Raw genomic sequence first — 13883 nt, forward strand, 5'->3', positions numbered from 1 at the left:
ATAAAGAAAGGGAAATATTTATGCCAGTTAATTTAAAAGGAAGAAGCCTTTTAACTCTTATGGACTTTACTCCAGAGGAAATAAGATACCTACTTGACTTATCCCACGATTTAAAGTCTAAAAAAGAGCTGGAATAAGAAACAATCTACTTGCTGGAAAAAATATAGTTCTTTTATTTGAAAAGACATCAACAAGAACACGTTGTGCCTTTGAAGTTGCTGCACTTGATGAAGGTGCCCACGTTACATTCCTTGATTCTAACAGCTCACAAATGGGTAAAAAGAATCCTTAGAGGATACTGCAAAGGTTCTTGGAAGATATTACGACGGTATTGAATACAGAGGATTTGACCAAAAGGTAGTTGAAGATTTAGCAAAATATTCAGGAGTACCTGTTTGGAATGGATTAACTGACGTTGACCACCCAACACAAATACTTGCTGACCTTATGACAATTGAAGAACATGTTTGCAAAACCACTTAACAAGGTTAAGGTTGTATTCGTTGGAGATACAAGAAACAATATGGCCTATGCCTGGATGTATGGTTGTGCAAAGATGGGTATGCACTTTGTTGCATATGGTCCAAAGGAACTTTGGCCTAAAGAGAATATAGTTGAAAAGGTTCGTGAAGTTGCAAAGGAAACTGGTGCAGTAATTGAAATAACTGATAACATAGAGGCTCTAAAGGGTGCAGATGTAATTTACACAGACGTTTGGGCATCAATGGGAGAAGAAGCTCAGCTTGCAGAAAGAGTAAAGCTTTTAACCCCATTTAGAGTAACAATGGATATGCTAAGATCAACTGAAAACCCAGATGTAATATTTATGCACTGTCTACCATCCTTCCACGATTTTGAAACAAAAATGGCAAAGGATGCTATGGAAAAGATGGGACTTGATATTAGAGAAGTTACTGATGAAGTGTTTAGAAGCAGACACTCTGTTGTATTTGATGAAGCAGAAAACAGAATGCATACAATAAAGGCTGTTATGGTTGCTACTCTATAATAAAGGCTCACGTTTGGGCTTAAGTCCAAACGTGAGTTTTAAAAATAAAGAATAGGGGGATAAAATATGGCAAGAATAGTAGTAGCTTTAGGAGGAAATGCTCTTCAAGCTAATCCAAAGGATATTTCAGCAGAGGCTCAACTTGAAACCTGCCACCATACTGCAAAGGCCATAGTTGATTTAATAGAAGATGGTCACGAAGTAATAATTGCCCACGGAAACGGCCCACAAGTTGGGCAAATTGTTGCAACCTATGAAGCTGCAAATGCACAGGACAGCTCAAAACCTGTTATGCCATTCCCTGAATGTGGTGCAATGAGCCAAGGATATATAGGATACCATTTGCAGCAGGCAATAAGAGAGGAAATGTTAAAGAGGGATATAAAAAATCAATAGCGGCAATTGTAACACAGGTGGTTGTGGATAAGAATGACCCAGGATTTAAAAATCCTACAAAGCCAGTTGGTTCCTTCTTTACTGAAGAACAGGCAAAAATTTTAATGAAGGAAAAGGGATATGTAATGAAGGAGGATGCTGGCCGTGGATGGAGGCGCGTTGTTGCATCTCCAATGCCAGTTGATGTTGTTGAAAAGGAAATAGTTAAAACGCTTGTTGAGGCAGGACATATAGTTATAACTGTAGGTGGCGGCGGTGTTCCAGTAATTATGAAGGATGATGGAACATTAGAAGGTGTACCAGCAGTTATTGACAAAGACCTTGCATCAGAAAAAATTGCAGAAATATTAGATGCCGATGAACTTATTATACTAACTGCTGTTGAAAAGGTTGCTATAAACTTCAACAAGCCAGACCAAAAGGATTTAGATACACTAACAGTTAAAGAGGCTGAACAATATATAGAAGAAGGTCACTTTGCTCCAGGTTCAATGCTTCCAAAGGTTAAGGCTGCAATAATGTTTGCAAATTCAAAGGAAGGAAGAAAGGCTATTATTACTTCACTTGAAAAGGCAAGAGAGGCCTTAAAGGGATTAACTGGAACAGTTGTTACAAGGTAAAAACCCTCCACTAAAATTTAGTGGAGGGTTTTTTATTTACTAAGACAACATTAATATTATTATGTATAAAATTATTAGAAAAATAGCAATAACGATAATTTCAATAACAATTAATTTAAAAATGCATTTTTTGTAATAAAATTCCTTCTATTTCTTTTGCATCAATAGGCTTATTTATATAATAACCTTGTATTTTTATGCAACCCATTTCTTTTAATATTTTAAACTGATGTTGTGTTTCTACTCCTTCTGCTATCACTATATATCCTAAGTTAATAAATAGTTCAATTAAAAATTTTACCATTAATTGTACTTTTTATCTTTTTCTATTGAGCTAATTATTTCCTTTGATATTTTTATTTCCTTTGCAGGTATTTTAATTAGATTAGTCATTTGAGAATAATCATTACCATAATCATCTATAGAAAGTGATATTCCCATTTTTCTTATTTCATTCAATATTGTGTGCTGTAACTCATCACATTGAAGCATCTGATTTTCAGTTATTTCGAAAGTTATTTTGGTTAAATCTACCTCATATACTTCTCTTAATTTATTCAATTTTGAAATAAAATTTTTATCTCTTAATTGTAAAGGAGATATATTTATATTTACATCCAGTTCAATACCCTTATGTTTCCATACTTTGATTTGATTAAACACTTTTTCTAAAATAATATATCCAAATTCTTTAATTAACCCTGTTTGTTCTAATAGCGGAATAAAATCACTTGGAGGAACATAACCTAACTTTTCGCATTTAAGTCTTGCTAAAGCCTCAACTTTTTGTATTTTTAATGTTTCTAAATCTAAAATTGGCTGATAAACTAAATAAAACTCATTATTATCAATATTATCAATTGCTTTTCTAATCTTAATTAACAATTCGCTTTTTTACTTTCTATTTCTTCAATTTTTTTTGAAAAATCGTTAATTTTGATTTTCCTGTATTCTTAGATACATAAAGAGCCAAACTTGCTCTTCTAATTATCTCATACAAACCTTCCTTTTTGTTCGATTTATAAACTCCTGCACTTAAAGTTACAAAAACTTCTTTGCCTTCTAACTCAAAAATATTATTAAATTTATCAATTATCTTCTGTATATAATTTTCAACATTCTTAATATCAGTTTCTTTAAATAAAATTAAAAATTCATCTTCACCAAATCTAAATAAAATTCCTTCATCCTTTAAAATTTCTTTTATTTTTTTACAAAATAACCTAATACTTTATCTCCAAAACTATATCCATAGGTATTATTAATATATTTAAAGTTATCAAAATCTAAAAAGCAATTATACAATGAGTATTTATATTTTTATTGTAATATATTTCCAAATATTTTCTATTATATATACCAGTAGTTGGATCTATATATTCACCCTTAACATCATTCTTCATTTTATTCCCTCCTAAAAAACTCCCTAAGAACATAAAATAATTTTTAAAAGTGCCTTGAAATATCAAGGCACTTAAATTTTTACTCTACCTTAAATCTATTTACTATGTTTGCTAAATCCATAGCCATTGCACTTAATGTTTGTGCTGTTGCCGCAACTTCTTCTGAAGATGCTGATATCTCCTCTGATGAAGCTGCAACTTCCTCTGAAGCTGCTGTATTTTCTTCAACAATTGCACTTACACCTTCAACCTTTGTTAGTACCTCATCTTTAGATTTTACTATCTCATCCATTCCTTCATATGTTCTTGTCATAAGAGGGGCAATATTTTCAACAGATTCTAATATTTCCGCAAAGGAACTTACTGTGTTTTCAACAGCACTTGTTTGTGCATTTATAAATTCTTCAACTTCATTTGATGTTTTTATAACTTCTTCGGTATCCTTTTGAATTGAAGATACAAGATCCATAATCTCTGCCGTTGATTTCTTAGATTCTTCTGCAAGTTTTCTAACTTCCTCTGCAACAACTGCAAAACCACGTCCTGCCTCTCCTGCACGTGCTGCCTCAATTGCAGCATTTAGAGCAAGAAGATTAGTTTGTTCAGATATTGCATTTATTACATTTGTAATATTATTTATTTCCTTTACTGATGATGTAAGGGTTCCAACCTTATTTACAACAACTTCAAAGGCATTCTTAATTTCTTCTATTGATTTTACAAGTTTATCCATTTCTCTTTTACCAGCATTTGCCTTATATGTTGCATTATCAGTTTCTGTTTTTACATTACTAAGTTCAGTATAAACATTTTCTATATTTGAAGTTAAATCAGCAATTAAGTTTACAATATCCTGTAGGTCGTTGGCCTGTGATGTAGCACCTGCTGCTACCTGTTCCATTGTGTTTGCAAGTTCTTGGGATGATGAAGCCATTTCCTCTGAAGCTGCAGTAAGTTCCTGTGAGCTTGCACTTAATGTTTCTGTATTTATTCTTATTTCTGCTAAAGCCTTTTTAATATTTTCAATCACTATAGCTAACGACTTATTCATTTCTATAAATTCATTTTTACCTTGTGTATCAAGTTCAACTGTAAAATCATATTGGCTTAACTTTTCAACAACTAAATTTATCTGTGCCATAGAATTTTTTAATAATTTTGTAACCATTAATGCAAAAATTGCTGATATTATTAGAAGTGTTATGAAAATAAATAACATTATAGTTCTGGATTTTGAATAAAGAGAATTGGCTGTATCTACTACGTTTTTAGACTCAGAGGCATTTTTTCTACTAAAGTATTTATTGCATTTTGAATATTATTAGTTAGATTTCTTAAGTTTTGAAGTTCTGTCTCTGAAATAGTTTGATTTGACTTTAATCTACTTATTAATATCTTTGAATTTTCCATATATGCATTATATGCAGATTCAATCTCTGAAAGCATCCTTTTTGTTCTTCATTCATTTTTGTATTTCTATATCTCTCAAATAAACTGTCTATATTTTGCTTTTGTTTGTCTATATTCTGTTCTTAAAGTTGAATCATAATTATTTGAATAAACCATTTGAGCTAAAGATAGTCTGATTTTATAAAATTCTGTTTCGATAAGTTTCAATTCAAGTGAAGGTAACATTCTTTCATTGTACAAATTATTCATATCACCACTTAAAGTTTTCATATTATTAATTCCCAATAATGAAATACCAATTAAAGAAAATCCCATAATGGCTACTAATGTAAATAGTAATGATGTCATTTTAATGTTTTTAAGTATGTTTTTACTTTTTGACTCTCCCCTTGTACCATTATAAAACCTCCTTTAAAAATTTATATTTAATTATTAGGAATATGTAAAATATAAGCATTAAAAATACATAAAAATTCGGCATTTAATATATTAGCATATGACACTTTTCCTGTAAATATAAAAAATACGTTATTTTTCGACATAATTATTAAGGGATGTTTGCCGATAGTTGAGGCGAGTATTCGATTAGAATGCTTGTCTTTTTCAATATTTCTATCTGAAAGTCCTTTACATATATAATTAATAAATCAACCATCATCTAATCCAACATATTTAACATTAAAATTATAAGTGTTAATTATTCTATCAATTCTATTCAAGTAAGGATCTACATCATTCACATTTCCTGGAGTAACATGAACATCTACAATTATCTTTAGTTCTCATTATAAACTACTTACAATTTTTGTTGTTTGGATTTAATCTCGTTAATAATATACCTCTGATTTAAGTTCTTTCTATTAATATAATTCTACATAAATCATAAAAATCCTTTTTGCTATTGTAAAAAGCTGCTAACAAATTATATTTGTCAACAGCCTGGAATTTTTGTATCTTCAATAATTTTATATTAAAGAAGAAAACAGTCTAAATCTTAAATTGTAATATTATTTCTTCTAATTTAGAAGATACATATTCTAGTTGCATCATTAGATTTTTTACATTTTCAACTGCATTTACTTGTTCTTCTGAAGCAGTACTAATCTCATTAATTGATGTTGAAGTATTTTGTGATATATTGGCAATTTCATAAATTAAATTTACAACTTCATCTTTGTTACTATTTATTTTATTTACTATATCACCAAATTTATTCATTCCTAATGCAACCTCTTTAAAAGATTCGTTTATTTCATTAAATATTGCAATTATTTCATTAACTGCCTGTTTCTGATTATTTAATACAATAGCTATATTTTCCAAAGCATTGGATGTATTATTTACATTTTTATTTATATCTTTTATTATATTAGCTATCGTATAAGTGGATTTTTTGAATTATCAGCAAGTTTTCGTACCTCTTCGGCAACTACCATAAATCCTCTTCCTGCTTCTCCTGCCCTTGCAGCCTCTATTGCAGCATTTAGAGAAAGTAGATTTGTTTGTTCAGCAATTTGATTTATATTAGTTAAAATTTCCTCTACATTCTTTGTACTTAAAGTTAAATCATTTGACATTTCCATAACATTGTTGATAATTTTTACATTTTCATAAAATTGACTAATAATACTTTTAACATACTCAATTCCATTTAAGCTTTTTTCCATTGCTATTTTTGATTTCTTATCTAACTTTTCAAATATTTCTACAGATTCCCTCAACTGATTTCCAAAACTTTTTACACTGCCGCTACACATATCCGCCATATCACTTTGTCTGTTTGCTCCCTCTAAAATAGATTGTATACTTGCAGAAATTTCGTAAATCGAACTATGAAGTCCATATACACTTGAACTAACATCTCCAGCAACTTTTTTGTTTCATTTATTGTATTTAACGTCCTTTCAATCATAACTCTTAAATTGTTGATCATATTATTGAATGTATTAGATAACTTACCTAATTCATCTTTTGTATTTACATCAACATTTATAGTAAAATCTCCATTTTCAATACTTTGTGTTGCTTTTACTATTTTATCTAATGGTTTTAATAGCTTTTTCATATATAAGCTTATTGTTAATGTAACTATTAACATAAACAATATCCCTATAACTAAAATATAATTTATAACTTTAATAGTATCCTTTAGTAATAAATCTTTTGGAATTTCATAAACAAGCTTCCAACCATTTTGAGCAGTTGTATATATTATTAACTTTTCCTTTAAATTATCTTTTATATAAAAATAACCTTTTTCTTTATTTAATTTATCCCTTTTATCTTCTTTTAAATCTTTACCTATTAAATTTAGGTCTCTATGTGATATTATTTTACCCTGTTCATTAACGATATACATCATTGAACCATCATTGTTTTTTATTAAAGCTTTTGAAAATTTTTCAGGGCTCAAGCTTATAATAAGTAATCCTAATTTTTTCCCTGAATTTAAATCTTTAATTGTTGAGTAATTACTTATTGTAATATTATCTACAAAACCTAAATTTAATTTTGTTGGTGGTGTCCAATAATTAAAATTATTAGATTCTATAAATTCTTTATAAAATGGAATTTTTTCAGTTGTAATGTCACTTTTTATATTCGGATAACCATAATTTATTTTATTATCAATTATTATGAAAATATCGCTTATTATATTATTTGATAATGCTATAGATGATACTTTACTTTCTAATGCTTTATTTGCCAACAACTTATCATAATCATCTTTAAAATCTTTCTGTAAAATTTCAATCAAATCTTTATCAGATATTATTTGTATTGCATAATCGTTTATACTTTTTGTTATATACTCAATATAATTTTTATTTTGCTCTAAAACTTGATTGGCAGAACTAATATATTGTCTTTTTGCAGATGCCATTAATACATTATATATAGTTGCAAGCAAAAACAAGAAGGATAAAGCCGTTATAATACTAATTATCCTAATTAATCTTACCGACAGTTTTTGCTTTGTAAAAATACTTTTTTACTTTCTCATAAATTCTATTTTTATTTGTACTTATTTTTTATTAATTGACATAACCCCACTCCCTTGCATCTTATAGACCATTATTTATTTTCCCTAAGTATCAATGCAGCAGTCTCTGGAGATAACACGTTTGTATATAGACCAGTTGCTATTTCAAAACCAGCATGTATAGATAATCTTGGACATACTCTAATTTGAAAATGATAATATTCATTATCATCTTGTATAAAATCAAAGAACATATTATATGGTACATCTCCTACATTACATTGAAGTCTATCCAATGCCTTTAAAATAACTCTACCTAGTCTTCTTATTTCTTCATCCTTCATATAAAGTATTGTACTTTTATGATTAATAGGTGATATTGCAATTTCATAAGGGAAAATAGATGCATAAGGGCAATAAATTATATAGTGTTCATCAACATAGACAATTCTTTTCTTATTTTCTATCTCATTTTTTATAGTATCACAAATAAAGCACCTTCCTTTTTATAGAAATACTCCCGTGCTTTTCTCTTCTGCCTTCTTATCTTTTCAGGTGTCTTTTTATTGCAATAATTTGCGAATGTGGATGTTCTAAAGAAGCACCGGCCTCTTTTTATAATTTTTAAATATCTGAACATATTTAACTTCTTCTTTAGTATACAACTCTTCACTTACTTTTACAAAACTTTTAATAACTTTGTACATTTCATCCTCATTCATTTCGTGTAGATTTTTACTATGATTAGTTGTTTCAATTACAACATAATGATAACCAGTAATATCACCATTACTGTCAAGTATAGGAAATTTATTTTCAACTACCCTAACCTCCCAGGGATCTCCAATTCTATAAACTTCAGGAGGTGTTTGTTCTTCATTTCCAAAGCAAAATGGACAGTTTTCTTTGAATGAAACCTTCTCAATAACCTCCTGATTTTTAAAATCCTTTGGTCTTTTAAGTCTTGACTCTACTATTAATATTTGTTCCTTAGTTATTTCATTCAATCTAAACTCTGCCATATCTAATCCCTCAACAATCCCTTCATTTTTTTATTAAATTATCCCCTTCAACTCTTGTGTAGTAATAACTATCAATTTCTTCCCTTTTTCTTAACGACTCCTCAATTGCCTCAAGATATCCCTTTGCTGTTGCTCTCCAAGTATATTTTGATTCCACCCTCTCTATTCCAAGTTTTTTATAAACCTCAAAGTTATCAAGTGCCTTTATAAGACCTTGTGCTATATCAACTGGATTTTCAGGGTCAACAACGACTCCATATTTTCCACCTTTTACTGTCTCTAAAGTTCCACCATTTTTAGTAACAACAGCAGGAAGACCTGCATACATAGCCTCAATGGGAGCAAGTCCAAAGGGTTCATATAGAGCTGTTAAACAAAATACAGATTTTAACTGGCTAAATACTCTATAGGCTGATGCAAGCTGCTTTTGTCCATTTATTGGAAACATCGATACTTTCCCATAAAGGTTGTATTCTTTAATAATTGCCATTATATCATCCATAATCTCCTTCTCTTCAGCATTTAAATTTGAATAATCCTGGAAGGCATTTTCTACATTTCTTAAAACAATTACTAAATTAGCCTTTTGTTGAAGCTCTTTGTTTTTAGCAAAGGCAAGAACTGCTCCTTTATGGTTCTTCTTTTTATCAAACCTTGATGAAAGTATAATATATTGAAGATTTAATCTATCCTTTGCTATATCTCTCTTTAGATATTTGTATATGTATTCTTTAGTTTTTTCATCCTCCTGTTGATATTCATAAGTAAATACCTTTGTATTTACTCCAGGAGCAACTACTTTAAACTTAGTATCGTCATTAACATCAACAGCTCCATCATAGTATTTATGACTATACTGATTAAACCTTTCTTGCTCTGTTGAAACAATATTAACATAAGACCTATTCATTGCTATTCTTTCTGCAAATATTCTCTTTGAAAAATTAAATCTCTTTTCAAACTCATCAAAATTATCTTTGTTTACACCAAGTTTGTCCATCTTTTGTGCACCAAGTGAATGTGCTGTAAAGGTAAAGGGAACATCAAAAATATTTGAAAGAATAGCACCAACTAATCCACCATCTGCATAGTGGGTAGTTATAGCATCAGGCTTTGTGTTTTCCCTCTTATAAAACTCAACTATTCCATCAATAAATTCATTGGCAAGATATGGCCAAAGTTCTTCTTTAGGTAAAAATTTATCGCCACCAAATGCTATTCTTACCACTCTAACATTTTCATTCCCGTGATAAATCTCAACATCCTTTGAAAACTCTGGCCACTCATCATCTACTATTTTTCTTGTAATTATATCTACCTTTATACCCATATCCCCAAGGGCAAGGGCAACTTCCTTTACGTATACAAGCTGTCCTCCAAAATCAGGATGTTGAGTCCAGTAGCTGTCGTTATTATCAAAATTACCTTGTGGATTTATAAATGCAACTCTCATATAAACCTCCTATACATTAAATTCTTTGATTAATTCTTCATAGCTTGGCATTGGTGAAATAGCACCTATATATCTTAATTTAAAGGCACTTGCAGCAAGGCCAACCTTTGCTGAATCCAAAATACTTCTTCCCTTTATTAATCCTGTATAAAAACCTGACCAAAAGGCATCTCCTGCACCTGTTGTGTCCTCAACCTTTGTTGCTAATGTATCAAACCTTTGCATTATGTTTTTGTCTGCAACTATAACTCCATCCTTTCCAAGAGTCATAACAACAACCTTTGCACCAAGTTCAAGAAACTTTTTATTTGATTTTCTGGCGTATCTTTACCAAAAAGTCTTTCTGCATCATCCTCCGATGGTTTAATAAAGTCAACACTTTTTATTATGGATTTTATATACTCTACTCCATCAACATCTTCATTCCATAAGTCCTTGTGATAATTTGGATCAAACCCAATTAATGTACCGCTTTCCTTTGCAGTTTCAATTGCCCTTTCTATTACTTTTCTTGATTTTTGTTTTGAAAGCGGCCAAGTTGAAAAATGCATTATCTTAGAATTTCTTATTGTTTCATCTAATTCTTTTGTATATTCAATGTTGTAGTCTGCTCCTCTATAAAATATAGGAACAGGGGTTCCCTTGACCTTGTAAGCACAACCATACTGGTAGAAACATATGATCGTTTTATAAGTTTTATATCAATCCCTTCAGTCTTTAATCTTTCAATTAAAAATCTCCCATTCCATCATACCCTACACTGGAGGCTGTTATTGAATTTAAGCCTAATTTTTTGTATTTATAGCTATATTAGAAGGAGACCCTCCAAAGTTTCGAATATAAGTATTACATTCCTTTTATCCATAAACTCTGCTGAAATCATATCAACAAGTATTTCACCTATTGTAACTAAATCATTTTCTACATTTTTAAAAATATCGTTTTTGTTATGTCTTGCATATATATCCCACCTTTGAAATTTATGAAACATATTAGAAAAGCTTTTCAATTTATTTTAAAAAATTACTTAGTGCTTTTTCTTATTATAAGTTTATAATCTAACACTATATATTTTTCTGTATTATTTCCATTTATTTTTTCAATTATTGATTTTGCTGCTATCCTTCCAGCTTTGTTAAAATCAATCTTTATAGTTGTAAGAGATGGGTTATAAATTTCAGAAATTATATTATCATCAAATCCTATAACTTGAACATCATTAGGTACAGAAAATCCTAAATCAAATAAACACTTTATTGCACCAAGTGCCATAAAATCATTAGCTGCAATAACCCCATCCACTTTTACATTGCTCAAAATCGTTTTCATTAATTCATATCCTGATTTAATTGTAAAGTCTCCTTCTTTATATATTATTTTACTTGGATTTACTCCTTCCTCAACAGAAGCTGTAAGAAATCCCATAAATCTATCATAACCTGCTGCCCTATCCCACAACGGACCTCCAATCATTGCAACATTTTGTGCTCCGTTAGAAAATAAAAATTTTGTCGCCTCATAAGCTGCCCTTTTGTTATCTATATTCATTGCCACAATGTTTTTGTGTTCAAAATCTTGACCAAACACCAGAAATGGGATAGTTGTATTTTCTATTGAAATTTTATGTTTCTCTGTAAATCTGGTCCCTGAAAATATTATTCCATCTACTTTTTTCTTTAAAAACCTCAAAGCATTCAACCTCTCTATTAAAATCATTTCCAGATGTTGTAAGAAGTATGTTGTATCCATATTCCCTTGCTTCTTTCTCTATTCCTTTTACAAATTCAGAAAAATTTATGTTTGAAATATCAGGAACTACAATACCAAGAGTATATGTTTTTGTGTATGAGTCCCCTTGCAAGGGCGTTTGGCTTATACCCAGTTTCCTCTAATACTTTTAATACCCTTTCTCTTTTTCATCCTTTACATTCCCTGAACCATTTATAACCCTTGATACTGTAGCCGGCGAAACTCCAGCAAGTTTTGCTATATCCTTAATATTTAAACTCATAATTATACCCCACAATGATATAATTTTATTATATAAAAGAATAATCTACTTTATCTATATATACAAATTTTAATATTTTTAATATAAAACATTTCTGTTACTTAATCAAAATTTATTTTATGTTTTGTTTAACTATTTGTCAACTAAATATAAACTATTATTTTATAGAACCTGAAATCATTCCCTTGATTATATGTTTTTGACCTATAAGGAATCCTATAACTATAGGTGTTGCAGCCATCAATACAGCTGTCATTATCAAATCCCATTTTTTACAAAAGAACCTGCAAATGCAGCAATCGCAAGTGGAATAGTTTGTATATTTTGACCTACTCCTAATACAAGAGACGGCAATAAAAAGTCATTCCATATCCATATTGCATTTAATATACATATTGTAACAATTATAGGTTTCAATATAGGCAATATTATTTTAAAGAATATTTGTGGTTTTGAACACCCATCTATCCAAGCTGCTTCTTCTAATTCAAGAGGTATGGTTTTAATAAACCCGTGAAACATAAATACTGCAAGTGGTGCACCAAAACCAATGTAAGCAAAAATCATACCGTGGTAAGTTCTTAGCATTGGCAATCCTATTGCTTCATTTATCATTCTAAAAAACGAAACAAGAGGAAACATAACTACTTGAAAAGGTATAATTAAACCACTTACAAATAATAGAAAAATAAAATTTGAAAGCTTTGTTTTTCGTCTAACCAATACCCAAGCTGCCATTGCAGAAAATAGGGCTATAGTAAGAAGCGAAAATGTCGTTATAATAACTGATGCATATACACTTGAAGCATATCTTAAATTAGGATTTGTCCATATAGTTTTTATATTTATAAACAACTGCACCCATCTGTCAGGCAATTTAATGGGATTTGTAACAATTTCCAATGAGGATTTTGATGAATTTATAATCACAATAAAGAAGGGGAAAATAGTAATTAAAAATAAAATTAAAGTTAATAACTGTAACAATACTTCTTTCAGTTTCTTTTTGAAATCATTACATTTCAACCTCGCTTTTTTGTTATAATAAACTTGAGCTATAGAAATTACAGACAACATAATAAAAAATACAATTGCACGTGCTTGACCTTCAGCCATCCTATTATACTTAAAAGCAACATTGTAAATATGAACTGCTAAAAGTTCTGTTGAATTTACAACATCACCTTTAAACATTGCTGTTGGTCCACCATTTGTTAGTGCAACTATAATATCATATTGTTTAAAGGAGTTGACTAATGTCAAGAATGTAGTTATTGTGAACGCATGTGCTATCATTGGCAGTGTAACATTCTTTAATTTTTGCCAATAATTTGCACCATCAATCGATGCTGCTTCTACTAACTCCTGTGGTACATTTAATAACGCTGCAACATAAATCATCATAATATATCCAGCATACTGCCACGTAAAAGCAAAAACAAGCCCAAACAAGGTTAAATTAGGATTTGATAGAATTAAAATATCTGCTAACTTTTGAATTCCAATAGCAGAACCAATTGCTGGAACAACACTTTTGAATATAAATTGCCAAATATAACCTAAAACCAATCCACCT

At 29.8% G+C, this 13883-nt stretch carries 16 protein-coding genes and 3 pseudogenes; 2 read left to right on the top strand and 17 right to left on the bottom strand.

What is annotated here, in order from left to right:
- The first annotated feature begins 20 nt into the window (after positions 1–20).
- Positions 21–1009: pseudogene (gene argF, locus PL321_RS04070) on the top strand (ornithine carbamoyltransferase).
- 66 nt (positions 1010–1075) lie between these two features.
- Positions 1076–2025: pseudogene (gene arcC, locus PL321_RS04075) on the top strand (carbamate kinase).
- A 115-nt stretch (positions 2026–2140) separates the two neighbouring features.
- Here arcC and PL321_RS04080 read toward each other — a convergent pair.
- The 17 genes and pseudogenes from PL321_RS04080 to PL321_RS04160 all read right to left on the bottom strand — a co-directional run bounded on the left by PL321_RS04080 (position 2141) and on the right by PL321_RS04160 (position 13876).
- Positions 2141–2329 carry an EAL domain-containing protein gene (locus tag PL321_RS04080; RefSeq protein WP_273963558.1) on the bottom strand — a complete coding sequence of 63 codons (189 nt, stop codon included), beginning with the start codon at positions 2327–2329 and terminating at the stop codon, positions 2141–2143.
- Positions 2329–2910 carry an EAL domain-containing protein gene (locus PL321_RS04085; protein ID WP_273963559.1) on the bottom strand — a complete coding sequence of 194 codons (582 nt, stop codon included), beginning with the start codon at positions 2908–2910 and terminating at the stop codon, positions 2329–2331. Before PL321_RS04085 ends, PL321_RS04080 begins: the two co-directional genes overlap by 1 nt.
- 16 nt (positions 2911–2926) lie before the next feature.
- Positions 2927–3253 carry a GGDEF domain-containing protein gene (locus PL321_RS20925; RefSeq protein WP_443110737.1) on the bottom strand — a complete coding sequence of 109 codons (327 nt, stop codon included), beginning with the start codon at positions 3251–3253 and terminating at the stop codon, positions 2927–2929.
- A 254-nt stretch (positions 3254–3507) separates the two neighbouring features.
- Positions 3508–4596: a methyl-accepting chemotaxis protein gene (locus tag PL321_RS04090; protein WP_273963560.1), complete on the bottom strand. Its 1089-nt coding sequence runs from the start codon at positions 4594–4596 to the stop codon at positions 3508–3510.
- 92 nt (positions 4597–4688) lie between these two features.
- Complete coding sequence (locus tag PL321_RS04095) at positions 4689–4874, bottom strand: hypothetical protein (protein WP_273963561.1); 186 nt, start codon at positions 4872–4874, stop codon at positions 4689–4691.
- Between the two features lie 39 nt (positions 4875–4913).
- Entirely contained in the window at positions 4914–5204 is a 291-nt protein-coding gene (locus tag PL321_RS04100; RefSeq protein ID WP_337961070.1) for an MCP four helix bundle domain-containing protein, read from the bottom strand.
- A 621-nt stretch (positions 5205–5825) separates the two neighbouring features.
- A complete protein-coding gene (locus tag PL321_RS04105; protein WP_273963562.1) occupies positions 5826–6161 on the bottom strand; it encodes a hypothetical protein in 336 nt (111 codons plus the stop codon).
- 50 nt (positions 6162–6211) lie between these two features.
- Positions 6212–6604 carry a methyl-accepting chemotaxis protein gene (locus PL321_RS04110; protein ID WP_273963563.1) on the bottom strand — a complete coding sequence of 131 codons (393 nt, stop codon included), beginning with the start codon at positions 6602–6604 and terminating at the stop codon, positions 6212–6214.
- A 23-nt stretch (positions 6605–6627) separates the two neighbouring features.
- Entirely contained in the window at positions 6628–7722 is a 1095-nt protein-coding gene (locus PL321_RS04115) for a HAMP domain-containing protein (RefSeq protein ID WP_273963564.1), read from the bottom strand.
- Positions 7723–7913: 191 nt separating this feature from the next.
- Complete coding sequence (locus PL321_RS04120; RefSeq protein ID WP_273963566.1) at positions 7914–8165, bottom strand: hypothetical protein; 252 nt, start codon at positions 8163–8165, stop codon at positions 7914–7916.
- Positions 8166–8414: 249 nt separating this feature from the next.
- A complete protein-coding gene (locus PL321_RS04125) occupies positions 8415–8843 on the bottom strand; it encodes a DUF4931 domain-containing protein (RefSeq protein ID WP_273963567.1) in 429 nt (142 codons plus the stop codon).
- 22 nt (positions 8844–8865) lie between these two features.
- Positions 8866–10296, bottom strand: a complete 1431-nt coding sequence (locus PL321_RS04130; RefSeq protein ID WP_273963568.1) for a glycosyltransferase — start codon at positions 10294–10296, stop codon at positions 8866–8868.
- Positions 10297–10305: 9 nt separating this feature from the next.
- Positions 10306–10979, bottom strand: a pseudogene (locus PL321_RS20930) (carbohydrate kinase family protein).
- 122 nt (positions 10980–11101) lie between these two features.
- A complete protein-coding gene (locus tag PL321_RS04145; RefSeq protein WP_273963570.1) occupies positions 11102–11287 on the bottom strand; it encodes a hypothetical protein in 186 nt (61 codons plus the stop codon).
- A 32-nt stretch (positions 11288–11319) separates the two neighbouring features.
- Positions 11320–12045, bottom strand: a complete 726-nt coding sequence (locus tag PL321_RS04150) for a substrate-binding domain-containing protein (protein ID WP_273963571.1) — start codon at positions 12043–12045, stop codon at positions 11320–11322.
- 148 nt (positions 12046–12193) lie between these two features.
- Entirely contained in the window at positions 12194–12307 is a 114-nt protein-coding gene (locus PL321_RS04155; protein WP_273963572.1) for a LacI family DNA-binding transcriptional regulator, read from the bottom strand.
- Positions 12308–12565: 258 nt separating this feature from the next.
- Complete coding sequence (locus PL321_RS04160) at positions 12566–13876, bottom strand: ABC transporter permease (RefSeq protein WP_273963573.1); 1311 nt, start codon at positions 13874–13876, stop codon at positions 12566–12568.
- Positions 13877–13883 lie beyond the last annotated feature (7 nt).

Origin of the sequence: Caloramator sp. mosi_1 (assembly GCF_028622835.1) — a bacterium.
Lineage (GTDB): Bacteria > Bacillota > Clostridia > Clostridiales > Caloramatoraceae > Thermobrachium.